We start from the raw sequence: 23,091 nt of genomic DNA on the forward strand, positions 1-23,091 counted from the left end.
ACACTATTTATGTTACGATTAACATTTGTTAATCGCGAATGGAGAGAACTACTTAGTTCCAGCTCCTAACTTTCGATCAGGTGAGTTGTTCCAACTGAAATGAAGAAGGCCCAGTCGCCCGCTTGGTCCACGCACGAAGCGGGATCTGGTTGCGGAGGTAAGGGCGGCTGTCGGAACCCGGCCGCCACTGAAAGCGTGGTTCAACGAGGAATGCTGGTGGACAGCGGCATTGCCGTATTTGCGTTGAACTCGTTGGCTATAGAATGTGCCTAACATCAATGATTCGCCTGTATCTCTGCGCGTCTCCGACTGCCGAGGCGAATTCCGGGGCTGACATGAACATCAACTTTGAAACCAACGTTTTTCCACTGTTTCATCCGCAAAGCGTGGATGATCTCAAGGACCCGTGTCCTGTCTTCGATGGCCGTGTCTGGCACGTCTTCGGGTCAAGCGGCACGGTCACCACCGAGACGTGGAGAATCTTGCATGCCACGGCGCCCGATCTTTATGGGCCGTGGGCCGAGCATGATCCGATCGAACTTCCAATCAACGGCACTGGTGTTGCGGCTCCCGGTGTGACCCACGAGTGCGGCGTCTTCCACATGTTCATCCAGACGGAATTCATGAAGTCGGGTGGCCGTTGCGAGCATGCGGTTTCCAACGACGGGTTCCATTGGGTAGTCCTCAGTCCGGCCATTCTGGCCATCCCGGACACGGAAGAGGACGGCATTTACGATCCACATCCAGCAGTCATTGGAGGTGGGCGCTACCTGGTTTATTCGGCTATGCCAAAATTCACGAGGGTGCCTCAGCCCGACATCTATCTGGCACGTAGCCAGTCCGACTCGTGGTTCGGTCCGTGGAAGCGGATCGGCAAAATCCTCGACCACAACGATGTTCCCCACCATAACACCAGAGATGATCCCGACTACGAATGGGGCATTGAGGGCGCGCAACTGATCGAGCTGCCGGACGGCCGGGTGCTTCTCAACGCCACTTGCTTTCTTCCGAATGGCCTTCGGGGAAACCGGCAACGGGTGTTTTTTGCCATCGCCGACGAGGTCAGCGGGCCTTACGTTTCGATCGGCCCGGTGCTGGAGCCAGGTCAACCGGGCGAGAACGGCCACTCGACGGTGATGATCGATGGCAGTCAGCTTTCACTGTTCTACCAGAGCCGGGTTGCCACAACCGATCACCGATGGCGCTATGGTTTAGCCAGATGCGACGTCGGTCTCTTTTCAAAGGTCGCGTGATTTCCAGGCTGCCATTAGCGCCTTGAGGCCGATGCGCGTCATGCAACTCCGGAGGGTTGAAGGTGATCCGCGTCGGTGACGGTAGCAAAGTGTCATCCGACGCAGTAGGAGACACGACATGGCCGATGCGGATCGACGATTGCCGCGATCGCACTGGCGGGAGGCAAGTCGGGAAGGCCGGCCTTAACTCTGTCGCTTTTAGCGCAATGACTTGAGCCGTTCGTCAATTTTCTCAGTGGCATTGATGACACCGCCAGATGCCCTGCCAATGAGCTCATAGCTATTTCTTCGGTCCCTCGACAGGGAATGTCGCGTCGCCGTCTTTTTTGCCGGAGATCACCCGCGGATCGGCGCTGGCGACGCCATCGCTCCCCCCGCCCTTGTGGTCTTTTTCCGACTGACCCTTAGCGTCCTGCTCGGGTGTCCGTTTTGATGTTCGAAGCGTCTTGTCCGCCATCATGGCCTCGCGTTTGCCATCCAAACTTCCGGCAATTTCGAAAGTTCCACCGCTTTAGCAAGCCGAAGGACCCAGTGAGTTGGAACGTCGTGGCGGGACGTGAGTTGTAAGCGAGGATATTCACCCGCAGGAGGACGCTTATGGCTAACCGCCGAGAGCAGCAGACGGACCTCACGCCCGCCGAGGCAACAGACCGCATCTGGGAACTCGCCGAGGACATCGACGTCTGCATGTTTGTGACCTGGGACGGCGAGTACAATCGAGCCCGTCCGCTATCTGCGCGTGTGGTCCGTGAAGAAAACGCCATATACTTCCTCGTCAATGACGACAGCGCCAAGAGCGAGCAACTGTCGACCTATCCAAAGGTCACATTGGCCTGGAGTGACAACAGCCACTACAAATACGTCACGATGTCAGGCCCGGCCACAGTGACAAATGATAGGGAAAAGATCACCGAAACCTGGGAGAAAACTGACGCAGCCTGGTGGGATAATGCCGATGATCCCGAGATTCGTCTGATAACGGTCAAACCCGACGAAGGCGAATTGTGGGACAGCCCGGGGCTAATCATGGCTACCGCAACGATGGTGTTTGCGGCCGTTACCGGCGCCAAGCCGAATGTGGGCGACAACGCAAAGGTCGAGCTCTGAGCGAGCGGCTAAACTAACCTCTGCTTTAGAGGCAGCGTCGATGAGCATTTTGGAAACCAGCAAGAAAGTGATCGAGAACGTCACCGGTTTCGCAAGACCGCGCAAGCAAGCTGTCGCCGGATTTGTGAGGCAGCGAAAGTCGAATGAGTTCTGGTTCAAGGATGATGGACTTGTACCCAATCATCCAGCATGGCCGCTCGTCGTTTATCGAGGCGCCGTCGAATTGCCCGAAGGACTTGATCCAGCAGCCGTCATGGAGGTGCTTTTCGAGGCAAACGGATGGGGCGATAGCTGGCGAAACGGCATCTATGATTATGTTCACTATCATTCGCAAATACACGAGGTTCTGGGCATTGCGCGCGGAAACGCTGAAGTCCGGTTTGGCGGCAAGAAAGGACGAACGCTGTCGCTGAAGGCCGGTGACGTCGCGGTCCTCCCGGCAGGCACCGGGCACCAATGCCTCTTGGCATCCGATGATTTTTTGGTTGTCGGCGCGTATCCTCCGTTTGGGACTTATGACGAATGTAGGAGCAAGGATCAGCATAGCGGTGCGCTCGCAACGATCCCCAGGGTGGGGCGGCCGCGCAAGGATCCTGCATATGGGAGCCAAGGTCCGCTGCTGAAAAGTTGGAAGCGCTAATCTAGTCGTCGGGGTCGAAAGCCTTGGCAACCGCATCTTTCTCAGCCTGCGGCAGGACTGTCATTGTGAGAATGAACGCTGACAGCAGGAGACAGACGCCATTCGTGATTATGATCGGCCACTCTGCCTTCATGATGCCGAAGGCCAGCCACAAGGCGAAGCCCAACACAGTGATGGCATACATCGGTGCGGAGATGCCGCTTGTCTCTCGTGTCCTGATGATTTTCCAGGCTTGCGGGGTGAAACTGCTCATCGAGCAGACGGTCGCGAGATAGCCGATGAGCGTGACTGTCTGCATGGAAGCGGCCCTGACCTACGTCGCAGATACGCGCTTGAGATCAGATACGCGGACCACGCCGTGCTGGCTGACAAAGGTCAGGGTGGAGTCCGTGCTCTGGCTCTGCGAAACACCGGATATGCGATGGTCGCCTGTGTCATAAATCTCCATCTTTCCATGATCGTCCATGACCAGGCGGCTTTGCTCAGGAAACGCTGCGTAGCGCATATTGTTTTGAGAACCAGCGGCAGACGGGCTCCCAAACTCCTCAGGCCACCATGAGCCGGCGTGGGCCATAGCTGCAGAACGATAGCTCGTGTCGTCGCGTTGTGGCTTGGCGGGATGATCGCGCAGGTAGGCCGAGAGCTCCGCCGCGATAGTGTTGAGCTTCGCCTTGAGGCTGTCATCGAACATGTCGCCGACCATCGTCATGCCGGAGGACCATTGTGACATTCCTCCGAAGTCGACGTGGCTGAACTGGGCCATGGTTCCACCACCACGCCGCAACGCCTCAAGGACAGCCATGACAGCGCCATCAGTGACGCCATGCTGGCGTGCAAGGCGCGCAATCAGTTCAGCTTCCTTTTGAGTGGTTGTCATCATTGCGTCCTTGATCGCTTGGCGCCGGCAGTCCTCATTGTTGACGATAGACATGCGCGGCCAAATGTAATCACGAAGGAGCGCCACCAGGTCTTCAGGCTCCTTGCCGAGGAAGCTCAATCAAGTTCTATCCAGGCTGGCGCATGATCGCTCGGCTTGTCCCATGCACGCGTTTCGGCATCTACTCCGGCATTCTTCAGGCGATCCAATAGGGATGAACTCAGCAAGAGATGGTCCATCCGGAGCCCGGAACTCCGATCGTACCCGCCGCGGTAGGAGAAGTTCCAATAGGTGTAAATTCCTTTTTCTGGATGAATGCGACGAACCGCATCGAACCAGCCCTGAGCAAGCATTTCGGCGTACGCGCTCCGGCTCTCGGGGAAGTAAACGGCATCGCCAACCCAGCGCCCCGGCACCGCCGCGTCGATCGGGCCTGGAACGACGTTATAGTCGCCGCACAGGATGGTCGGTGAGCTATCGCCGAGCAGCACCTGGCCATAGGTGATCAAACGTCGGAACCAGCGAAGTTTGTAGTCGAACTTCGGCCCCGGCGCTGGATTGCCATTGGGCAAATACAGGCAGCCGACAACAAACCCATTCACATCTGCCTCGATGTAGCGGCTGTGCGAATCGTCGGGATCGCCCGGCAGACCTCGACGACGTTCCAGCGGCTCAATCCCGCGAGCGAGGATTGCCACGCCATTGTAGGACTTCTGTCCGTGCCAGATTGCGCCATAGCCGGCGTTTCTAATCGCATCGACGGGAAATTTTTCGTCAGAGGTCTTCAGTTCTTGAAGGCAGACGATGTCATAGCCGGTTTCGCCAAGCCACTTGAGAAGCACTGGCAGTCGGCCGTTGACGCCATTGACGTTGAAGGTTGCGATGCGGGTCATCTCGACGATTTAACGTCTTTGCGCCGCTTCGATGCGACCTAGAGTCGGTAGCCAAATCTTGCCTTTTGTCATCGGCCATCTGCATTTTTGCTCGAAGCATTGGTGCTTTGACCGGAAGCAGCGGATGTCTTTGCATCTTTGGAATGCGCGGCAATTGCCGGACCCGCGCCGGTAGCTTTCCGCATATCGCCGCTCCCCTTGCCGTCAGTCGATTTCTTGCTCAACAGTCCTGAGAAATATTTTCCAAAGAAGCCCATCCGACTCTCCATCTTGGCGCTCATTCGGCGGCTTTGCGGGCCCTGAACTCATCTCTGCGCTCTTCTCGCAGCTGCCGAGGATCGCTGCGCGAACCGCCAAGCGCGCGGCGCCTGACCAGCGCGGCCGAACACTCAAGCAGGAAACATTCCAGTCCTTTGTAGATATGCGTGATCATGTCCTTCATCTCCCGGGACCGCCTCGGCACATGGGTCGCCGAGGCGGTTGGGTAGGCGATCAAATCAAGCCGCTCTCCGTTCTGCCGCTCGTTCGTTGACGCCGGCTTCACCGAGGGCAGTCAACGCCTCGTCGGTGGCCTTCTCCTCTTCAAGTGTCGCATTGAGGAGCGCAACCACGTCGTCCTTGCCGAGCGTCGTAGCCCAGGCGATCAGGGTTCCATACCTGGCGATCTCGTAGTGCTCCACGGCTTGCGCGGCACCGACGAGCCCTGCATCGAGCGAAGTCGAACCCTTGTACTCCTGAAGGATTTCAGATCCTTCCTCCAGGATGCCGTCGATCGCCGGGCAGGTTTTGCCGCGCGCGGCAGCGCCGAGAATCTCGAAGACCTCCTCCAGACGTTCGACCTGCCCCTCGGTTTCAGCGAGGTGCTTCTCGAATGCTGCCGAAACTTGCTCTTCGGATGCGCCTTTGGCCATCTTCGGCAAGGCTTTCAGAATTTTCTTCTCGGCATAGTAGATGTCTTTGAGGCCATCGAGGAAAAGGTCCTCCAGGTCCTTGTTGTTGCCATTGGCTTTCTTGGCAGTGGGCATTGTGCCGTCTCCTCTGTTGAAAATTGCCCGTCGCGAGCATTTTCTTAACTCGGAAACCCGAACCCGGTTCCGGGATAATGGAGATATCTAAATTTAAAGGGTCCTGCGCTTCACTGAGAACAACGACCACGTCATTCTCGTCGAAGAGCCGCGGCGGGGCGCACGCCATCGGGCTCCCGCCAACGGTCGTGCGGTCTGAGGGCCTGGGACTGCAGGAGACGCAAGTACCGCAGCGGCAGCAGAGCAGTCGGGGCAACGCCTCTCAAGCCTCCTGACCGCTCTGCAGCCGCTTGATTGCTGGCCCTGCTTGCATCCAGGAATTGGGGTGATTGGACGCTGCGTATGCAACCAGAATACCTCAGAATGGTTCTAGCTATGATTTGAGCGGGATGGCAGCGAGCGCCGTCCAAAGGTGGCAATTTTTATGGACGTATCACTTTCGCGAACCGCAGACGACAACATCAAAACCGGCAAGAGCGGCTTGCTGCTTGTCTCGGACAATTATGACGCTTTCGCTCTGCGCGTGCTGGCCGCAAGGAGCGCTGAGCGCAGCCTCGACCTGATGTACTACCTTTGGCATGATGATCACACCGGCCGCTTGCTGCTTCGCGAGGTTTTTCGAGCTGCTGAGCGCGGTGTTCGGGTGCGCATGCTCCTTGACGACGTCAATCCGCGTAAAAATGATGCGGCATATCTGGCGCTGAACAACCATCCAAACATCGAATTGAAGTTGTTCAATCCGAGCGGTATCAGGCGCGGCCGGATCATGCGTGGTGTGGAAGTGCTGTTGCGGCTCTTTGCATTGACGCGACGGATGCACAACAAGGCTTGGATCGTCGACGACAAATTTGCCATTGTCGGCGGTCGGAATGTTGGCGATGCCTATTTCGATGCGGCAGAAACCAATTTCCGGGACCTCGATCTGCTGCTCCTGGGGCCTGCGGTACGGCAAACCGCGGCGATATTCGATGCCTTCTGGGCTTGCAATGAAGCCAAGCCAATCAAAACCCTGGGATCAGTGGCTGAGCATGAGCATGCCAAATGGCTTGAAGGAAGCGATACCGGCCCCGATCCCAAATTCCTGAACGGCATCGGCAACCGGGGCTCGATCACAGAGTTTATTGCGGCCAGCAACGACGTTCATTGGGTGGATGGCGTGCGGGTCATTTCCGATCCGCCGGAGAAGGTTCGTGGTTGGAGACGTCGCAGCTGGCTTATGAAAGAGCTGCGTCCGATCATCCAATCTACGCGCGGGTGTCTGGAAATTGTGTCGCCCTATTTCATCCCCGGCAAAAGGGGCACAGCGATCTTGCTGGACCTTGTCGGCGCCGGTGTTGACGTTTCGGTTCTGACCAATTCCTTGGCCGCCACGGACGTCGCCGCAGTCCATGGCGCTTACGCAAACTATCGCAAGCGGCTGCTGAGGAATGGCGTCAATATTTTCGAGCTTCAGCCGTTCAACCGGCGCTCCGCAATCTCGGTGTTTGGCTCCAAGGGCGCCAGTCTGCATACGAAAGCTTTCACCGTCGACGACAATATCGGCTTCGTCGGTTCCTTCAATTTCGATCCACGGTCAGTGTCCTTGAACTCGGAAATGGGCGTGCTGTTTGAGGATCCGAAATTGGTCGCCGAGCTGCGGCATCGATTCCAATCGGAAATATCTCCGGAAACAAGCTATCGGCTCGAACTGAAGCACAATGTTCTGCATTGGCATGGATGCGGCGAAGGCAAGATTCAGGACTATACGCATGAACCAGAAGCCGGATTTTTTCGCCGTATCCTGGCGGTCTTCGTCCGTCACCTCCCGATCGAATCTCAGCTCTAGCATCTGATGATGGCCGAGGACCTCGCGATCTCAGCGAATTGCCCTGCCGGGGATCGCGTGAGCGAAACGTGAAACCCTGATCTACCACGGGTCAGCCAGACCGCATCACACCCGGTTCTTCGACAACCGCGTCGCCAATCCCATGCTGTCCGGCGTCCGGATCACTCGGCAACACGTCGGAAAAATTGACTGTGGCGACCAGGTATCCGGCTTCATCGTAGACCTTGATAGTCGATCCCGATTGCTTGGTTCCTGACCCAGGATCCGCCGCCACCGCTACGCGCGCCATCTCTATTGCTCTCGGACTGGCCATCTCCGCACTCGCTAGCTCTTCCTCGAGAGCGGTAGTCTGGCCGGATACTGTCGTCTCAAAGCGGAATTTGGCATGGGCAACCTCCTGTTCCTATGCAATTCCGGTGTCCGGGTTGCGTTCCAAAGAAACAGAATTGGTGGGACGCAGCTAAGATCGCCGCGATGGCCAGACCCGTGTCGCCACGAAGGTCAGCAAACCCGTGATCACAATCCAGGCCTGCACCTCGCGTTGGATGGTTGGTCCAAGGTTCGATGTCTGTCGCGACGGGCTCTCTGCCTCCACTATCGGTTGAAGGTCGGACCGACTGCCGAGACGGACGGAATAGGCCCGCGTGAACTCGGCGCCGAGCAGGAATATCTCAGACGAATAGTAAACCCAAAGCAGCACGACCAGCAGTGCACCCGCCGCGCCATAGGAGGATGCAATCGCGCTGGTTCCGATATACCAGCCAATCAGCGACTTGCCGATGGTGAAGAGCAAAGCGGTCACTGCCGCGCCAATTGCGACATCGCGCCAAGCGAGCGACCGGTCCGGCAGGATCTTGAAGATCGCGGCAAACAGAGCGGAAATCAGCACGAACGATACAATGCCGTTTATCGACGCGAGAATGATCGTGCCGAACGGCAGATGGGCGTTGATGACAGCGCCAAGCGCGGAAATGGCGGCACTCGCCGCCAACGACACAAGCAGTAGAAATCCCAACGCTGCAACCAGACCCAGGCTGGCCGCCCGCGCCCGCACCAATCGCGACACAGACATGGGTGGTGGGTCAATCTTCCAGATTGTGTTGAGCGAAAGCTGCATTTCGCCAAACACCCCGGAGGCTGTCACGAAGAGGGTGACGATGCCCACCAAGGTGGCAACAGTGCCGGCGGTTCTGTGAGAAGCGCTTTCGATGGTGCTGCGCAGAAGGTCGCCGGTTTGCGATCCCATCACGCCTGCGATTTCGGCCGACAGAGCGAGTTGAGCTGCTTCATGCCCAAAGACAAGTCCAGCAATGGCAACAACGATCAACAAGATCGGGGCCAGGGACGTAACGGCATAGAACGCCATCGCCGCACCGTGGCTGAGGGCATTGTCGTTGATGAATCCGAGGATGCTCTCCTTGCCAAGAACCCAGGCTTCGCGTGCCACCCGCATGGGGAATTCCTTTTGCCTCAACGAGCAACCTAGTGCTGTCGGCAACGAAAGCGAGACCTGCCGCCAGTGCGCGAGGCGCGATTGCCGAGACACGCCCGCTTGTCTCTGCACGAACGGCCAGAAATGTTCCATGCGGCGCCGGAACTCGCCGGGCTCGTAATGGTTATCGGTCATCCGATTGGAGTGATCAAAAATGCCTGATAATGAAAACCGTCGCGAGACCGGCGCAACGAAGTACCCGGCTAGAACAGGTCCTGATCCTTCGGATGCGTTCTCTCAGGATGCGGCCGGCAACAAGAAACCCAAGAGTGGGGTCGGTCTGACGCGGCCAGTCAATGAGGTGGATGACAAGACGCACCAATCCGATGGCCAGAACGCCCCGGCGAGGCCGGGCGGCGGAAACACGGTCAAGCCATGAACGTTGCCAATCTTCAGCTTGAAGGGTTGATGATGGCGGTCGCGTCAATCAACAACCTGCTCGTTCACAAAGGTCTGCTGTCAATTGACGAGATCGATACCGCCCTGCGAAAGGCAGAGGCGTCCATGACAGGTGACGAGCGGACCTACGAAGACATGTCACCGGCCAACCGTGACGCGATCTGCTTCCCGATCCGGCTTCTGCAGATCGCAAACAACGCGCAAGGCGAACTGGACATCCCACCATTTTCAGAGCTTGCAAAAATGGTTGGGCAAACCAAGGAACCTTAACGTCAGCGGTGACGACACCTGTAGTCTCCGTGAAGGCCTCATTTGACGCCGATGCCACTCTGAAGCGGAAAAGCAGCATCGGCGTCGTCTCGGCTATGAACCGAACCAAATCTCACCCACTGCGTTGAGTCCCGGCGTTGCGTCATTAGTCGGGGCACTTCCATGAAAACGGGCGAGCTTTCAACCTACCGGGCCAAAAGGGATTTCGCGAAGACGAAAGAGCCCAGCGGCGAAAGCTCGATTGCGGGTTCGAACCGACTCCGGTTCGTCATCCAAAAACACGCGGCCACGCGGCTGCACTATGATCTTCGCCTCGAGCTTGGCGGGGTCTTCAAATCATGGGCTGTGACCAAAGGTCCATCACTGGATCCTCACGACAAACGACTTGCCGTGGAGGTTGAGGATCACCCGCTGGAGTACGGCGACTTCGAAGGCACGATTCCCAAAGGACAATATGGTGGCGGCACGGTGCAGTTGTGGGATCGCGGATATTGGGAACCGGAAGGCGCCATGTCTCCCGAAAAGTCGTTGGAAAAAGGCGACCTGAAATTCACGCTGCAGGGCAAGCGCCTGCATGGAAGCTTCGTCCTCGTGCGCATGAAGCATGACCGCAATGGCGGGAAGCGGACCAACTGGCTGCTGATAAAACACCGCGACAAATACGCGACAGAGGGCAATGGCGATGCGGTGCTGGCTCAGGATCGATCCGTCGCCTCGGGTCGGAGCATGGAGAGGATTGCAGCGGGGAAGGGGCAGGTCCGAAGCCGTTCATGATGAAAGGTTCATCGTTGGCCGATGCGGATGCCGTTTGGGACAGCAAGCGCGGCCATGCCGACAAGCGCGCCGCCAGGTCGGCAAAGCCTGCTCCGCGGCCGAAGCGAGCCGCTGGTGCCTCAGCGGCGAAGATGCCCGACTTCATCCCACCACAGCTTTGCGCAACGCTTTCCCGGCCGCCGGCCGGGACGAACTGGGTTCACGAAATCAAGTTTGACGGCTATCGCGTCCAGTTGCGCGTGGAAGACAAGGACATCGCCCTTAAGACCCGCAAGGGTCTTGACTGGACGGAGAAATTTGGCGCCATCGCAAAGGAGGCCGCCAGCCTCCCCAACGTCATCATCGACGGCGAGATCGTAGCGCTTGGCGAGAACGGGGCGCCCGATTTTGCCGCACTGCAGGCAGCACTGTCGGAGCGCCGGACGAAGGACCTGATCTACTTTGCTTTTGACCTGCTCTTCGCAAATGGCGTCGATCTGCGAAAGATGCCTCTCTCACAACGGAAGGAACGTCTGAGCGAGATGCTCGGCGAAGTCGATCGCGGCGAGCAAAATCTCATCCGCTATGTCGAGCACTTCAGCAATGGCGGCGACGCGGTGCTGCGTTCTGCCTGTCGCCTGTCGCTTGAGGGGATTGTCTCCAAAAAGGCCGATGCAACCTATGTTTCGGGGAGGACCGACACCTGGGCAAAATCGAAATGCCGCGCCGGGCATGAGGTGGTCATCGGCGGCTGGTCGACGACCAACGGCAAATTCCGGTCATTGCTCGTCGGCGTCAATCGCGGTGAACATTTCGCCTATATCGGCCGTGTGGGGACCGGGTTCAGCGAGGCAAAGGTCAAGCAGCTGATGCCCAGGCTGCAGGAGATGAAAGCCGCGACGTCGCCGTTTACCGGCGATGGCGCACCGAAAAGGAATTCAACCGTCTTCTGGACGAAGCCGGAATTGGTCGCGGAAATCGAGTTCGCCGGCTGGACCGGGGGTGGCAATATCCGGCAGGCCGCCTTCAAAGGCCTGCGTGAAGACAAGCCCGCAAAAGACGTCGAGGCCGAGCGTCCAGCTGATCCTCAAGAGACGCCGATTGCCGACCCTGCCAAGGTGACTGGCAAGACAGGAAAAAGCCCGGTTGTCATGGGCGTCATCATTTCCAAGCCGGACAAGCCGCTTTGGCCGAATGCCGGCGACGGTCAGCCCGTCGACAAGCTCGATCTTGCAGAATATTTCGAGACCGTTGGCCCCTGGATGATCAGACATATCAAAGGTCGTCCCTGTTCACTCGTGCGCGCGCCGGATGGCTACGCCGGCGAGCAGTTTTTCCAGCGCCACGCAATGCCAGGCACATCCAATCTGCTGGAACTGGTGAAAGTCTTCGGCGATCACAAACCGTATCTGCAAATCGACCGCGTCGAGGGTCTGGCCGCGATCGCCCAGATAGGCGGCCTTGAGCTTCACCCCTGGAATTGCCAGCCGGGTCATCCCGAAATACCTGGCCGACTTGTCTTCGACCTTGACCCTGGTCCGGAAGTCCCTTTTGCGAAGGTGGTCGCGGCTGCCAAGGAAATGCGCGATCGTCTCGAAGATCTGGGCTTGGTGAGCTTCTGCAAAACCACGGGCGGCAAAGGCTTGCATGTCGTGACGCCATTGGCGGCCCAACGCAGCAAGACGACATGGGCCGAGGCCAAGGCCTTCGCAAAGGCCGTCTGCATCCAGATGGCGGCAGACAGCCCGGATCTCTACCTCGTCAACATGGCCAAGAAGCTGCGGACATCCCGGATTTTTCTCGACTATCTCAGGAATGATCGCATGGCGACAGCCGTCGCCCCTCTCTCCCCTCGCGCCAGGGAAGGCGCGACTGTATCCATGCCGCTGACCTGGAGTCAGGTGAAGGCGGATCTCGATCCGAAAAAATACACCGTTCGCACGGTTCCGGGCCACCTGAAAAAGACCGTCGCCTGGGCCGACTACGACGATGGCGAACGGTCGATCAGCATCGCCATCAAACGGATCGGTTCAGCAAAGCTCGCCGCATGACGACGTCGGTTCGCGCAAGAACGCCATGACAGCTGCGGCTACCGCGTCGGCTGCTTCTTCGGCCATATGATGTCCGCTATCGATCCGTTGGCCCTTCAGTTCGGTGGTCCAGGGTCGCCAAACATCCAGCACGTTGCCGTAAAGTGCCTCAAGATCATCGCGGGCGGACCAGAGCGCCAAGGTCGGGCACGCGACCCGGCGACCAGCTTTCCTGTCATCGGTATCGTGCAATTGATCGATGGCCAGACCTGCCCGATAGTCTTCAAGCATGCCGTGAACAACATTCGGATCGTGGATTGCGTCCTTGTAGTCGACATAGGCCTCAGCCCCCATGGACTCGGCTGAGCCGCCATACCACGCGTCAGGATCGGCCATGATTGCGCGTTCGGGCTTGTCCGGCTGTGCAAAAAAGAACCAGTGCCACCAGAGCTTCGCAAAGCGGGCGTCGCAGCGTTCGAGGGCTTCCAGGATAGGGACGCTATCCATAACGATCAGATGGCTGATCGCTGACGGGTGATCCATCGCTGCTCGGAACGCTGTGTAGCTGCCGCGGTCATGGCCTGCGATCGCAAACCGGCCAAAGCCGAGATGTCGCATGAGAGCGATGCAGTCCCTGGCTTTGGCACGCTTGGAGGATCCAGCATGGTCCACGGCGTCCGCCGGTACCGAGGACCGGCCAAAGCCCCTCAGATCGGGGCAGACAACTGTGTGGTCGGCGGCGAGAAGTGGGGCTACCCGGTGCCAGGTAACGTGCGTCCGAGGATGGCCATGCAGCAAAAGAAGCGGCGGGCCTGAACCTCCATACCTGACTCTCAGTGAGGACTCGGGCAGATCCACGGTCTCTAGCTTGAATCCTTCAAACATCCGCTTCTTTGTCGTCAGACTGTGAAAACAAGTCCCGCATGTCCATCTTCAACCCACCCCGGTGAAATTGGTTTCGGGCATTTGTCCGTTTGGACATTTCTCTCATTCCAATGGTTCGGCCGCCGTTCAGGATCCGCCAGCCCTGGCGCTGACGCCCGGATCCAACCTCCTGCCTCACCGGTCTCTGGGATTGCCCAGGGTGGGGTCGCGCGCTCGGGTGTAGCCCTCGACGCGAGGCAAACCGTCATCCATCCTGATAAACAGCAGTCGCATTTCCCAATAGGCTTGAGCTTGGGGATGGAACTTCTCGGGCGCGTCCATGAATCCGATCGAGATGTAGAACTCATTTGGCAAGCCTTCATCGGTGTACCCAATCGAGGTGCCACATTCCGAACAGAAGGAGCGCACGACCCCCCTGGTTTTCGAAAATGTTTTTGGTTTGGAGCCGAGCCAATCGACCTGATCTGGACGATAGCCAATCCAGATCGTCAGTGGGCTGCCGATCGCTCGTCGGCAGTCATCGTCATGGTCGAAACAAATCCAAAAGGGATCGCCACTGAATTCAGCTGTGATGGCTCCGCAAAAGCAATGCCCTCGATCAATCCGGGCCGGTTTTCTGATCGTCGTTCGGGGTTTGTCGTCCATGGTAATCTTCCGGCCAGCGTGGTGGCGTAACGCCGCGGACGGCAAGCAGTTCCTTTGGACGTCACAGAGCCGCAGATGCGCGCAACCGGCGGGCTGCTGGTCAATATCATTTGAGGCAGATCAGGCCTTGATTTGTTGGGAACATTTTTTCAGGTCCGCACTTTGTTCGCCGTCTGACCAAAGGAGGCGACCTTGAAAACACGACGCGTCGACAGGGAAAAGATCGAGAGGGCGGATCGAGAAGCCAAGTTGCTGTTGGAAGCGGAGCGGCATGCCAGGGAAGCCAAGACGGCGCGGCTTAGAGAACAGCGACAGTTGTTGGAGGCATCGATAGCGCAGACCCCGCCCGCGCCCGTAGCCGCAAAGCAGCCGCCCCGCCAACGAAAGCCGACGCGCAAGGTAATCGAGGTGGACTGACGGTTTGGTCACTTGGGGCTTTTGCCAAGGTGGGGAGTTGATATGACAGGGCAGGGGATCCGGCAGCATGAATACCAAAGCGGTAAGTCCGGCCGTCGCCAAAGCGGCTGCTCGGCGTGCTGGATCGGGGTCTCATCACCGGTGTGTCCGACGACGATCCTGCGAGAGCCGCTGAAAAAGGCGCCCGAGCGGGCCGAGAACCAGCGAATCCGGCTGGACACTTACGTCGGGAACAATCGCACGCGCGGACCGTTCCCCAAGCGATCTTCACGCTCAGGATTTGCTCTTGTTGCAGCGACCGGATGAAATTCTCAACGAGGCTTCGCAAACGGTTGGTGACCCTCTTGAGCGCGACGCAGTAGGTGGGGAGCCAACTGGCGATCGCGCCATCCCGCGTCGTCTGGTTGTCGTCTCGAACAGGCTGGGGAACATTCGCGATCTGTCGCAAGCCGGCGGACTTGCTGTAGGCATCGGGGATGCGTTGGCCGAGCGTGGAGGCCTGTGGCTAGGAGCAAGCGCCGAGTATCAGGACTACGCCGCGAGCGACGAACCGCTGATCCGCTTGGAACGGGTGGGAAAGATCGAGACGGCTGCGCTTACCCTGCCCTATGAGGAGTATTCGCTCTATTACAATGGCTATGCCAACAGCACGCTGTGGCCGCTTTTTCATTACCGACTCGACCTGGTGAACCACCGGGCAGAGTTTCTACACGCCTACCGGCAGATCAATGCGCGGTTCGCGAAGGCGCTCGCAGGACTGCTGTCGGGCAACGACGACCTGGTGTGGGTTCACGACTACCACCTTATCCCCTTGGCCGCCCAGTTGCGGCGGCTGGGAGTCCGGAATCGGATCGGGTTTTTTCTTCACATACCGTTCCCGCCGCCCGACCTGTTTGTAGCCACGCCCGACCATGAAGAACTCATCGATGATCTGCTTCAATATGACGTCGTGGGGTTCCAGACCGAAACGGACGTGGGGAATTTCCGGCGCTCAGTGCAGGCGGCCAACTCCACTACTTTTGATATCAATGGTTCGGCTGAGATGAACGGCCGCACGGTGTTATCGAGGTGTTTTCCGATAGGCATCGACGTCGATTCAATCGCACGCATGGCCAATGAGGCGGCGGAGGATGTGCAGATCGATTCCATGCGCCGCCAGATTCTGGGCCTCAAGCAAATCATCGGCGTCGATCGGCTGGACTACTCCAAGGGTCTCCCCGGCCGCATGCAGGCTTTCGCGCGTCTTTTGGAAAGGCATCCGGAACACGAGCGGGCGGCAACCTATTTGCAGATTGCGTCGCCGACGCGCGAGGAGGTCAGCGCCTATGCCGACATCCGGGCCCAGCTTGAGGCAACCGCCGGCGCGGTCAACGGAAGATACGCGGATTTGGCTTGGACCCCGATCCGCTACATCCACCGTGCCGTATCACGCTCTCGGCTTGCTGGCCTGTTGCGCGCTAGCCAGGTCGGATTGGTCACACCCCTGCGTGACGGAATGAACCTCGTCGCCAAGGAATACATAGCCGCGCAGGACGAAGCCGACCCCGGAGTGCTGGTTTTGTCGCGTTTTGCAGGTGCGGCCGAAGAACTTGCCGAATCCTTGATCGTGAACCCGTATGCGGTCGACGAGGTTGCCGATGCGATCGCAAAAGCGCTCGCGATGCCGCTTGACGAAAGAATTGCAAGGCATAGTGCACTGCTCAAGCGCATCACGCGCAATGACGCAGCAGAATGGCGGCGGTCATTTCTCGCCACGCTCGCGGGCGAGAACTAGCGCCTGGCATCGATGCCTGAATCCGTCCGTGTGTCACGCGTTCCCACACGGTCATAGCCCGGCCATAACCCGGCTTGCCGGAGCAGTTCGAAAGGCCTTGAAGCTGATCATGTACCTTGTCAGCCCGCATCAGAAACTTTTCGCTCATTGACGGAAGCGCGATAGCCCGCCTCAATCGGTGGACTATCGAAGGCTCCAGGGAACACACCGCCGGTCCGGTCGTTTGGGCTCTGATAGGAGATCTGCGATGACAAGGAACCCCACGCGAAAGGACAGTGATCTCTCTGAACAAGAGGCAATCAAGTTGGCCGAAGCCACCGACGTGTCACCCGGGCAGGCCAAAGAGCTTGCAGCCGAGCACGGCAAAGACGGCGCCAAGAAGGAAGCAAGAAATTACAAGGCGGAGGGCTGACTATGGCGGCCAGTGGATCCGCAAACGACAGAGACGCACGAGCCACTCTCTACGCACAAGGCGTAATGGAAGCCGAGCGTAAAGCGCGGGAAGAGAAAACGGCGCGATTGCGCAAAGCCCGTTTGGCGCGCGAGGAGATCAATCCGCCTGCACCCGAGCGGAAACCGGCAGTGCCGAATGCGCCAAAGCGGGCCGCCAAACCAGGCAGCCGAAAAGGTGGAGAAGATTAGCTTCAGCTTCTTCGGCTGTGCCGGCGGCACGCGTCGGGGAAGGGCAGACCGTGCGGTCGATCTGCACGATAAATTTGTACCTCATCGAACGACACAAAGGAGTCCAGTGATGACGGAGCATGTGTCCCGGAAGGAAGAACAGCGTGGCACCCGAAATGTACTCGGGTGGGGCGTCGTCATTGCGGCTGTGATCTTCGTCGCCCTGCTAGCCTTCTTTGTGTTCATACCCCTTTCAGGCGGATCGTGGCAGACATCGCCAGTAAAGCGCACCCCGGAACAGAACCAAGGCGGCAATGCCCCCGCCGAGACATCACCCGCGCCCGGCGTTAAAAAGAACCCGCAAGAAAATACCGAGATGCCAGGGCAGCAGTGATCGACCTTGGGCTGCGACCCAAGTTGGCCCTGATCTTCCTGGTCTCATCGGCGTCATGATGGGATCAGGGCCTTCTGGGCGCAGGAACCGCTGAGCTATTGAGACTGGGGTTTCGCCCACATCGAGCGCAGAAAGATTACCGCAGCAGCATCGGTCTGGCGAACGAGGCGATGACGCCATAGTGGAACTCGAGGCAAATCAAGATGCCTAGCTGCAGGCCGTTCAGTTGGGATTTTTCAGCTGCTTTGACAACAGCAGTTGCTGCTGCAGCTCAAGGGCGAGCTTCAACAGCCGTTCAGGTGTTTCCTCTTCCGCGATTTCGTCGAGCAGCGCTGCGAGTGCGTCGCCCTCAACAGGATCGCGGAATGAGTCAGGTTTGGTTTGCGGAGGTTTGGCCACGAGGATTTCTAGCAGGAATGCGGCCGTATTTGCAAGACGAAGCGAAGCGCTCTTGGGGAGGGGTACCGTAGCGGGGGCGGTCGACAGGGCGGCCTGCGGCAAACTATCGGACAATCTTAATTCATGATGCCAGACCTGTCGTTGCGGAGCACCTCCTCCATGAGCGTGTTGAGCCATTCGCTCAAGGGAAGGTCATGCCGCGTCGACAACCGCTCCTCCAGCGCCGCCTTCAATGTCCGTTCGACGAGGCGATCGGCCGCCTGTGGGTCGCCCAGCAGCAGCCGCGCGGACAGCCTCAGTTTTGGAAGAGCGCGGAAAACATTGTCTTCACCAAGCGCTGTTGATTGCGCGGCGAGGATCCCGGCAACCGTCCTGAACCCGGCCGGCTTGGAGAGGTTTTGGGTGTATCGGAACCGCTCTGGCAGGGTGATCTGATCGTTTCCGGAGAAGAATACGAACGGGATGCCTCTGTCCGTCAGCTCGTCGGCGAGGGGAAAAACAGTCTCACCGTTGAGGTCGATGTCCAGCACCGCCCCATCCGCTGAATCGATATATCGTCGAGCCCGGCTGACTGACGACACCGGCCCCAAAACGGTCGCCCCACAATCGCTGAAATAAGAGGCAAGTTCGCTTGCCAGCAAGAATTCGTCCTCGACGAGCAGAATTCGCATGCCTAATAACATAGCAGCCCTCCGGGCTTTAAACGGCGGTCGCGTCCATCGGTTCCGTGGCGATCGGCGGTGCGGGATGGGAATTCGACCAGGAACGGTTTACACATTGGATCGAAATCAGCGCTGCCGCGTTGCATTTCACTGAAGCAGGACAATTGATGCAAAAGCTGCCGAGGTTCCCCATAGTCGGTATTGGCGCCTCTGCGGGCGGCATTGCCGCCATGGAGGGATTTTTTCGCGGGATGCCGTCTTCGAGCGGGATGGCGTTCGTGATCGTCACGCATCTTAGCCCCGAACGGGAAAGTCTGCTGCACGAAGTGATTGCGCTTTACACCGGAATTCCGGTTCGTGTCGCTGAAGATGGAATGGGTATCCATCCTGACACCGTCTACGTGATGCCGCACAACGCGATCCTCACCATCGAAAATTCCAGCCTAAAGCTGCGCCAACCGAATTCCGTGTCCAGGGAGCGCAAGCCCATCGATATCTTTTTCAGCGCGCTGGCCGAGGATCAGGGCGAATACGCCGTCGGCGTCGTCCTGTCGGGCGGCGATTCCGACGGTACGTTGGGCATCAAGGCAATCAAGGAGAATGGCGGCCTGACGCTGGCGCAACTCTCCGACGAGTCGGGTCCGAGCAATCCCGACATGCCGCGCAGCGCGATCAGTTCCGGTCTGATCGATATCGCCATCCCAGCCGATGAGATGGGTGCGAAACTCATGGAATTTGCCCACAGCTTTGAACTGCTCGACGAGCTTGAAGCTGACGATGGCAAGGCCAGTGCTTTGAAACTCCGCAAGGGCCAGGAGGAAATCTACGCGATCCTGCGCAGCCATTCGGGACATGATTTCTCGGGCTACAAGGCCAAGACGTTCTTGCGTCGCGTCAGGCGACGCATGCAAATAACGCAGAACACCGCGATCGATGCCTATATAGAGTTGCTTCGTTCAAATGCGGAGGAAGTGCGGTCGCTGTTTCGCGACCTGCTGATCAACGTGACAAATTTCTTCCGCGACACGGACGCTTTCAAGACCCTGGAAGAAACCGTCATCCCCAAACTTTTCGAAGGCAAGGACGCCAACGATACGATCCGCGTCTGGGTGCCCGGCTGCGCAACCGGCGAGGAAGTCTTCTCGATCGGAATGCTGATGCGCGAGCATATGGATACACTTTCGGCTGTGCCGCGCATCCAGATTTTCGCCACGGACATCGATGACGCGGCGTTGGGCATCGCACGTTCGGCGCGCTATCCGGAGTCATTGCTTGCGGGCGTTTCGCCTGAACGTCGCGAACGCTTCTTCAGCAATGACGGCACAAGTTTCATCTTGAGCAAGAGCGTACGTGATCTCTGCATCTTCTCGGCGCACAGCGTCATCCGTGATCCACCCTTCTCGCGCATGGACATGGTGTCGTGCCGGAACCTGCTGATCTATTTCGGCCCCGATGTGCAAAAGCAGGTTATTCCGACCTTCCACTATTCGCTGAAGCCCGGCGGCTATCTGTTCCTTGGCACCTCCGAGAGCATAAGCCAGCATGCCGATCTGTTTGCACCGGTCGACAAGAAACAACGGATATTCAAGGCACGAGAACATACGGCGCCGCCGCGGCTGCCGATCTTGTTGAATGCTGCGCCTGCAAGCAACTTTTCCAGCGCCAATGACACTCATGCCCGCCGCGGCTTGTCTTATTCCCTAAGGCAAACCGTTGAAGCCCATGTTCTCGAACGCTACGCTCCGGCCCATGTCGTCATCAATGGTGATGGAGATGTCGTCTATTACTCGGTCAGAACCGGCAAATATCTCGAGCCGCCGCAAGGGGTGCCGAGCAGACAATTGCTCACAATGGCACGCAGCGGCCTGCGTCTGGAACTGCGCGGCGCTTTGCGGGAAGCGGCCGAAGGCCGGCGCACGGTTGTGCGCGAAGCGATAGCCATTGAAGAAGATGAAGATCGGGTCCAGTTCGTCACATTGACGATCGAGCCCTTGGTTGATCGCGGCAGCGGCGAGCCGCTGTTTCTCGTCCTGTTCGAACCGGTGGGCCAGCCGCAGCCGCGGCTGGAGGCTCTAAAGGTTCGTCAGCCATCCGGGATTGCTGATTTCGAGCGCGAACTCCGCGATACGCGCGAGCGCCTGCAATCGACGATCGAAGAATATGAGACCGCATTGGAGGAGTTGAAATCTTCCAATGAGGAACTCGTCTCGGTCAACGAAGAAGCCCAGTCCTCCAATGAGGAGCTTGAGGCCTCCAAGGAAGAAATGCAGTCCCTCAATGAGGAATTGAACACCATCAATGCCGAACTGGTTTCCAAGATCGAGGATCTCGATCGGGCCAACAGCGATCTGAAGAACCTGTTCGAGAGCACACAGATCGCGACTGTTTTTCTCGATACCAAGCTGGTTATCCGCAGCTTCACGCCGGCGGCGTCTTCGTTCTTCAATTTGCTGCCGACCGACATCGGAAGACCGCTTACCGATCTTGCCAGCCGGCTCGATTATCCGCACCTGCGCGACCATATCGCGCAGGTTTTCAGGGCCGGCGAGATGATCGAGCACCAGCTACCGCGCGATAGCGACGGCATCCACTATCTCGTGCGGCTGATCCCCTACCGCGACAGCGTGCGGAAAATCCAAGGTGTGGTGGTGACCTTTGTCGATGTGACGACCATGGCTGAAGCCGAAGCCCACCAGCGGGTATTGATCTCGGAACTCAATCATCGGGTCAAGAACATGCTGGCCGTTACGGTCAGCATTGCCAGTCAGACCCTGAAAAATGCTCCCTCTTCGGAGGCTTTCGCCGAAGCGCTCATCGGTCGCCTGCGCGCCATGGCGCGGGCCTACGGAGTGCTCTCGCGCGAAAGCTGGAAAGAGGTCTCGGTAGAGGAAATCGTGCGGCAGGAAGTCGAGCCGTTCGGGCTGGAACGCATCAACACCACAGGCGAGGACATTCGGCTCAAGCCTCAGCAGGGCCTGTCGCTTGGCATGGTGATCCATGAACTTGCCACGAATGCTGGAAAATATGGCGCCTTGTCCGTGCCAAACGGCGTGGTGTCCGTGACTTGGTCGGCGTCGGATCACGGTTTTCAGCTCGAATGGTTAGAAAGCGGCGGTCCCGCTGTCACTCCACCTGAGAAGACGGGATTTGGTCTTTCGCTGGTAAAAGGCGAAATTGAGTATCGGCTTGGCGGAAATTTTGAAACATCTTTCGGTTCCGATGGTTTGAGCTTGCGGATTGAGTTTCCGTTTGATCATCGGGAGAGCGAAACGTGACTGCATCTCGTATCCTTATCGTCGAAGATGAATGGCTGGTCGCGGAGGAGCACCGCGCAATTCTGGAAGAGGCCGGCTTCGCCATCGCCGGGCCAGTGCCGTCCGTTGCTCGCGCGAAAAAGCTGATCGAGGGTGAAGTCATATCTGCCGCGGTCCTGGACATTGGTCTCGGCGGCGAGACCAGCGCTGCCCTTGTCCCTCTTCTAGCGCAACGCGGAATTCCGTTTGTTTTCGTCAGTGGGTACACGGCATCCGACATCCCGCAAGATTTGCGTCATCACAAGATGCTGTCAAAACCCGTGTGGGCTGCTGCGCTGGTCGAGGCCGTGCGAAATATGCTCGGTGTTCAACCGACGTCTTTGGCAAGACACCAGGACAGCGGAACGGTGCCAACCCAACGAGAAGCCCGGTAACGCACTTCTCGTGGGACAAAGACACTGGTTTTTCACCAGATAGGCGACGACATTCGGGTCCAGGCCCGAGACGGCGTCGCCGGCAGGTGCCTGCGATCCGGCCGGCACGATTGACATGCTCCCGGTCTGGCGTATTCCAGCGCTGGGCGAAACTTGGCGACCGCGCGACGATTGGTCAGGCGATGAGCCTATCAAACAACGGGCAGTTCGCCCTCGGTTTGCCTCGCGTCGAATAGGACGCCAAGGCCGTAAGTGACGGCGCCAGCGGCAATCATCTCTGCCAACGCTGCGCTCGACACCGGGCAATGCGGCATGACTGCCTTGATCGCGAGTTCGGCATTCGCGATCGACACGAAATCGTGCCGTCGCTTACGGGTCTCCAGATATTGTTCGATCAACATCTGCAGTCGCCTTCTTTCTATTTCATCGCCAGCCATTGGTTCCTCCTGTAGACAGTCTGAAAGCCCACCACGCCTAAGGAGCGGTGGGCTTGGCGGCCCTTTTTGAGGACCGTGGACTCTAGTGAGGCGGGCAGCGTTGCTGACCAGGATGTCGAGACCGCCGAGGGGCGTTGCTGCTTCATCGGCCAGCTTTCTGCAAAAGGCCTCATTGCGGATATCGCCGGCAAGCCTTTTGACCTGCCGCTTTTATTAGGTCCACCAGTTCGTCGGCGTCTTCCTGTTCTTCGGGGAGGTAGCCGAAAGCAACGTCCGCACGCTCGCGCGCGAATGCAATCGCCGCCGCACGACCAATACCGGAATCGCCGCCGGTTATCAGCGCTTTGCGGCCGGCAAGCCTGCCTGATCCTTTGTAGGTCGTTTCGCCGTGGTCCGGGCGCGGCACCATCTTGCTGGCCAAACCCGGCCACTTCTGTTCCTGTGGCTTGAAAGACGGCTGGTGATATTGCGTCACTGGATTCTGTTTGAGCATCGGGCTCGCAGGGCCTGCTTTAGCAGGCACTGTTCCCGTATCGGCTGACGCCGTGGAAGCATAAGCGGCGAGAATTCCTCCCGCCATGCTTCCGACGACAAGTCTACGCGCT

At 58.4% G+C, this 23,091-nt stretch carries 26 protein-coding genes and 2 pseudogenes; 13 read left to right on the top strand and 15 right to left on the bottom strand.

Annotated features, from left to right (window positions below):
- Positions 1-335: 335 nt before the first annotated feature.
- On the top strand, positions 336-1,253 hold the full coding sequence (locus NL532_RS12460; RefSeq protein ID WP_023687826.1) for a glycoside hydrolase family protein: 918 nt from the start codon (positions 336-338) through the stop codon (positions 1,251-1,253).
- A gap of 280 nt (positions 1,254-1,533) precedes the next feature.
- Here NL532_RS12460 and NL532_RS12465 read toward each other — a convergent pair whose 3' ends face one another.
- Positions 1,534-1,710: a hypothetical protein gene (locus tag NL532_RS12465; protein WP_155923824.1), complete on the bottom strand. Its 177-nt coding sequence runs from the start codon at positions 1,708-1,710 to the stop codon at positions 1,534-1,536.
- A 140-nt stretch (positions 1,711-1,850) separates the two neighbouring features.
- Between NL532_RS12465 and NL532_RS12470 the strand changes: the two genes are divergently transcribed.
- Together NL532_RS12470 and NL532_RS12475 are read left to right on the top strand one after the other, a co-directional pair.
- On the top strand, positions 1,851-2,360 hold the full coding sequence (locus tag NL532_RS12470) for a pyridoxamine 5'-phosphate oxidase family protein (protein ID WP_023687828.1): 510 nt from the start codon (positions 1,851-1,853) through the stop codon (positions 2,358-2,360).
- Positions 2,361-2,400: 40 nt separating this feature from the next.
- Entirely contained in the window at positions 2,401-3,000 is a 600-nt protein-coding gene (locus NL532_RS12475; RefSeq protein WP_023687829.1) for a cupin, read from the top strand.
- Position 3,001: 1 nt separating this feature from the next.
- Here the strand turns inward: NL532_RS12475 and NL532_RS12480 are convergent, their stop codons facing one another.
- The 6 genes from NL532_RS12480 to NL532_RS12505 form a co-directional block, all read right to left on the bottom strand.
- Positions 3,002-3,298, bottom strand: coding sequence for a SemiSWEET family sugar transporter (locus NL532_RS12480; protein ID WP_023687830.1), 297 nt, complete (start codon positions 3,296-3,298; stop codon positions 3,002-3,004).
- Positions 3,299-3,313: 15 nt separating this feature from the next.
- On the bottom strand, positions 3,314-3,997 hold the full coding sequence (locus NL532_RS12485; protein WP_023714643.1) for a hypothetical protein: 684 nt from the start codon (positions 3,995-3,997) through the stop codon (positions 3,314-3,316).
- On the bottom strand, positions 3,994-4,770 hold the full coding sequence (gene xth / locus NL532_RS12490) for an exodeoxyribonuclease III (RefSeq protein ID WP_023687832.1): 777 nt from the start codon (positions 4,768-4,770) through the stop codon (positions 3,994-3,996). Before xth ends, NL532_RS12485 begins: the two co-directional genes overlap by 4 nt.
- 68 nt (positions 4,771-4,838) lie before the next feature.
- The gene (locus NL532_RS12495) at positions 4,839-5,027 is read right to left on the bottom strand and encodes a hypothetical protein (RefSeq protein WP_023807298.1); all 189 of its coding nucleotides are present in this window, start codon (positions 5,025-5,027) and stop codon (positions 4,839-4,841) included.
- Positions 5,028-5,047: 20 nt separating this feature from the next.
- Entirely contained in the window at positions 5,048-5,203 is a 156-nt protein-coding gene (locus NL532_RS12500) for a hypothetical protein (protein ID WP_155921618.1), read from the bottom strand.
- 64 nt (positions 5,204-5,267) lie between these two features.
- Positions 5,268-5,795 (bottom strand): YciE/YciF ferroxidase family protein, encoded by a 528-nt coding sequence (locus NL532_RS12505; RefSeq protein WP_023668043.1) that lies wholly within the window; start codon positions 5,793-5,795, stop codon positions 5,268-5,270.
- Positions 5,796-6,219: 424 nt separating this feature from the next.
- On the opposite strand from NL532_RS12505, the gene NL532_RS12510 reads away from it, so the two are divergent.
- Positions 6,220-7,620: a phospholipase D family protein gene (locus NL532_RS12510; protein ID WP_023725501.1), complete on the top strand. Its 1,401-nt coding sequence runs from the start codon at positions 6,220-6,222 to the stop codon at positions 7,618-7,620.
- 91 nt (positions 7,621-7,711) lie between these two features.
- Here the strand turns inward: NL532_RS12510 and NL532_RS12515 are convergent, their stop codons facing one another.
- Together NL532_RS12515 and NL532_RS12520 are read right to left on the bottom strand one after the other, a co-directional pair.
- Positions 7,712-7,909 carry a hypothetical protein gene (locus NL532_RS12515; protein ID WP_023700030.1) on the bottom strand — a complete coding sequence of 66 codons (198 nt, stop codon included), beginning with the start codon at positions 7,907-7,909 and terminating at the stop codon, positions 7,712-7,714.
- Between the two features lie 171 nt (positions 7,910-8,080).
- Complete coding sequence (locus tag NL532_RS12520; RefSeq protein ID WP_023668046.1) at positions 8,081-9,247, bottom strand: YihY/virulence factor BrkB family protein; 1,167 nt, start codon at positions 9,245-9,247, stop codon at positions 8,081-8,083.
- Positions 9,248-9,266: 19 nt separating this feature from the next.
- Between NL532_RS12520 and NL532_RS12525 the strand changes: the two genes are divergently transcribed.
- The 3 genes and pseudogenes from NL532_RS12525 (at position 9,267) to ligD (ending at position 12,585) form a co-directional block, all read left to right on the top strand.
- Positions 9,267-9,491 (top strand): hypothetical protein, encoded by a 225-nt coding sequence (locus NL532_RS12525; RefSeq protein WP_155921617.1) that lies wholly within the window; start codon positions 9,267-9,269, stop codon positions 9,489-9,491.
- Positions 9,488-9,781, top strand: a complete 294-nt coding sequence (locus NL532_RS12530) for a hypothetical protein (protein WP_023687836.1) — start codon at positions 9,488-9,490, stop codon at positions 9,779-9,781. The genes NL532_RS12525 and NL532_RS12530 overlap by 4 nt, the downstream gene beginning before the upstream one ends.
- A gap of 162 nt (positions 9,782-9,943) precedes the next feature.
- Positions 9,944-12,585 (top strand): annotated as a pseudogene (ligD, locus tag NL532_RS12535) (DNA ligase D).
- Here ligD and NL532_RS12540 read toward each other — a convergent pair.
- A complete protein-coding gene (locus tag NL532_RS12540; RefSeq protein ID WP_023748072.1) occupies positions 12,565-13,449 on the bottom strand; it encodes an alpha/beta fold hydrolase in 885 nt (294 codons plus the stop codon). The pseudogene ligD and the gene NL532_RS12540 overlap by 21 nt on opposite strands.
- A gap of 174 nt (positions 13,450-13,623) precedes the next feature.
- Positions 13,624-14,094 (bottom strand): GFA family protein, encoded by a 471-nt coding sequence (locus NL532_RS12545; protein WP_050590962.1) that lies wholly within the window; start codon positions 14,092-14,094, stop codon positions 13,624-13,626.
- A 192-nt stretch (positions 14,095-14,286) separates the two neighbouring features.
- On the opposite strand from NL532_RS12545, the gene NL532_RS12550 reads away from it, so the two are divergent.
- From NL532_RS12550 to NL532_RS12565, 4 genes are all read left to right on the top strand, one after another.
- The gene (locus tag NL532_RS12550; protein WP_023681156.1) at positions 14,287-14,511 is read left to right on the top strand and encodes a hypothetical protein; all 225 of its coding nucleotides are present in this window, start codon (positions 14,287-14,289) and stop codon (positions 14,509-14,511) included.
- Positions 14,512-14,797: 286 nt separating this feature from the next.
- Complete coding sequence (locus NL532_RS12555; protein ID WP_245270289.1) at positions 14,798-16,285, top strand: alpha,alpha-trehalose-phosphate synthase (UDP-forming); 1,488 nt, start codon at positions 14,798-14,800, stop codon at positions 16,283-16,285.
- Between the two features lie 247 nt (positions 16,286-16,532).
- Positions 16,533-16,697, top strand: coding sequence for a hypothetical protein (locus tag NL532_RS12560; RefSeq protein ID WP_023729495.1), 165 nt, complete (start codon positions 16,533-16,535; stop codon positions 16,695-16,697).
- A 339-nt stretch (positions 16,698-17,036) separates the two neighbouring features.
- A complete protein-coding gene (locus NL532_RS12565; RefSeq protein ID WP_023681159.1) occupies positions 17,037-17,300 on the top strand; it encodes a hypothetical protein in 264 nt (87 codons plus the stop codon).
- Positions 17,301-17,522: 222 nt separating this feature from the next.
- Here NL532_RS12565 and NL532_RS12570 read toward each other — a convergent pair whose 3' ends face one another.
- Complete coding sequence (locus tag NL532_RS12570; RefSeq protein WP_031197822.1) at positions 17,523-17,813, bottom strand: hypothetical protein; 291 nt, start codon at positions 17,811-17,813, stop codon at positions 17,523-17,525.
- Between the two features lie 2 nt (positions 17,814-17,815).
- The gene (locus NL532_RS12575) at positions 17,816-18,370 is read right to left on the bottom strand and encodes a response regulator (protein WP_050588792.1); all 555 of its coding nucleotides are present in this window, start codon (positions 18,368-18,370) and stop codon (positions 17,816-17,818) included.
- 158 nt (positions 18,371-18,528) lie between these two features.
- On the opposite strand from NL532_RS12575, the gene NL532_RS12580 reads away from it, so the two are divergent.
- Positions 18,529-21,636: a CheR family methyltransferase gene (locus tag NL532_RS12580; protein WP_031203164.1), complete on the top strand. Its 3,108-nt coding sequence runs from the start codon at positions 18,529-18,531 to the stop codon at positions 21,634-21,636.
- A complete protein-coding gene (locus NL532_RS12585; protein WP_023829151.1) occupies positions 21,633-22,049 on the top strand; it encodes a response regulator in 417 nt (138 codons plus the stop codon). The genes NL532_RS12580 and NL532_RS12585 overlap by 4 nt, the downstream gene beginning before the upstream one ends.
- Positions 22,050-22,240: 191 nt before the next feature.
- On the opposite strand, the gene NL532_RS12590 is transcribed toward NL532_RS12585, so the two are convergent.
- Together NL532_RS12590 and NL532_RS12595 are read right to left on the bottom strand one after the other, a co-directional pair.
- Positions 22,241-22,486, bottom strand: a complete 246-nt coding sequence (locus NL532_RS12590) for a hypothetical protein (RefSeq protein WP_023687844.1) — start codon at positions 22,484-22,486, stop codon at positions 22,241-22,243.
- Between the two features lie 90 nt (positions 22,487-22,576).
- A pseudogene (locus tag NL532_RS12595) lies at positions 22,577-22,979 on the bottom strand (SDR family NAD(P)-dependent oxidoreductase); the annotation flags it as partial.
- Positions 22,980-23,091: the final 112 nt, after the last annotated feature.

The organism is Mesorhizobium sp. C120A, assembly GCF_030323105.1.
GTDB lineage: Bacteria > Pseudomonadota > Alphaproteobacteria > Rhizobiales > Rhizobiaceae > Mesorhizobium.

Coding starts and splice junctions, on each gene's coding strand:
- NL532_RS12560 (WP_023729495.1), top strand. CDS start 16,533: ATGACAAGGAACCCCACGCGAAAGGACAGTGATCTCTCTGAACAAGAG.
- NL532_RS12470 (WP_023687828.1), top strand. CDS start 1,851: ATGGCTAACCGCCGAGAGCAGCAGACGGACCTCACGCCCGCCGAGGCA.
- NL532_RS12465 (WP_155923824.1), bottom strand. CDS start 1,710: ATGGCGGACAAGACGCTTCGAACATCAAAACGGACACCCGAGCAGGAC.
- NL532_RS12565 (WP_023681159.1), top strand. CDS start 17,037: ATGACGGAGCATGTGTCCCGGAAGGAAGAACAGCGTGGCACCCGAAAT.
- NL532_RS12500 (WP_155921618.1), bottom strand. CDS start 5,203: ATGATCACGCATATCTACAAAGGACTGGAATGTTTCCTGCTTGAGTGT.
- NL532_RS12495 (WP_023807298.1), bottom strand. CDS start 5,027: ATGGGCTTCTTTGGAAAATATTTCTCAGGACTGTTGAGCAAGAAATCG.
- NL532_RS12530 (WP_023687836.1), top strand. CDS start 9,488: ATGAACGTTGCCAATCTTCAGCTTGAAGGGTTGATGATGGCGGTCGCG.
- NL532_RS12580 (WP_031203164.1), top strand. CDS start 18,529: ATGCAAAAGCTGCCGAGGTTCCCCATAGTCGGTATTGGCGCCTCTGCG.
- NL532_RS12515 (WP_023700030.1), bottom strand. CDS start 7,909: ATGGCGCGCGTAGCGGTGGCGGCGGATCCTGGGTCAGGAACCAAGCAA.
- NL532_RS12480 (WP_023687830.1), bottom strand. CDS start 3,298: ATGCAGACAGTCACGCTCATCGGCTATCTCGCGACCGTCTGCTCGATG.
- NL532_RS12540 (WP_023748072.1), bottom strand. CDS start 13,449: ATGTTTGAAGGATTCAAGCTAGAGACCGTGGATCTGCCCGAGTCCTCA.
- NL532_RS12520 (WP_023668046.1), bottom strand. CDS start 9,247: ATGACCGATAACCATTACGAGCCCGGCGAGTTCCGGCGCCGCATGGAA.
- NL532_RS12505 (WP_023668043.1), bottom strand. CDS start 5,795: ATGCCCACTGCCAAGAAAGCCAATGGCAACAACAAGGACCTGGAGGAC.
- NL532_RS12545 (WP_050590962.1), bottom strand. CDS start 14,094: ATGGACGACAAACCCCGAACGACGATCAGAAAACCGGCCCGGATTGAT.
- NL532_RS12525 (WP_155921617.1), top strand. CDS start 9,267: ATGCCTGATAATGAAAACCGTCGCGAGACCGGCGCAACGAAGTACCCG.
- NL532_RS12590 (WP_023687844.1), bottom strand. CDS start 22,486: ATGGCTGGCGATGAAATAGAAAGAAGGCGACTGCAGATGTTGATCGAA.
- NL532_RS12475 (WP_023687829.1), top strand. CDS start 2,401: ATGAGCATTTTGGAAACCAGCAAGAAAGTGATCGAGAACGTCACCGGT.
- NL532_RS12460 (WP_023687826.1), top strand. CDS start 336: ATGAACATCAACTTTGAAACCAACGTTTTTCCACTGTTTCATCCGCAA.
- xth (WP_023687832.1), bottom strand. CDS start 4,770: ATGACCCGCATCGCAACCTTCAACGTCAATGGCGTCAACGGCCGACTG.
- NL532_RS12510 (WP_023725501.1), top strand. CDS start 6,220: ATGGACGTATCACTTTCGCGAACCGCAGACGACAACATCAAAACCGGC.
- NL532_RS12575 (WP_050588792.1), bottom strand. CDS start 18,370: ATGCGAATTCTGCTCGTCGAGGACGAATTCTTGCTGGCAAGCGAACTT.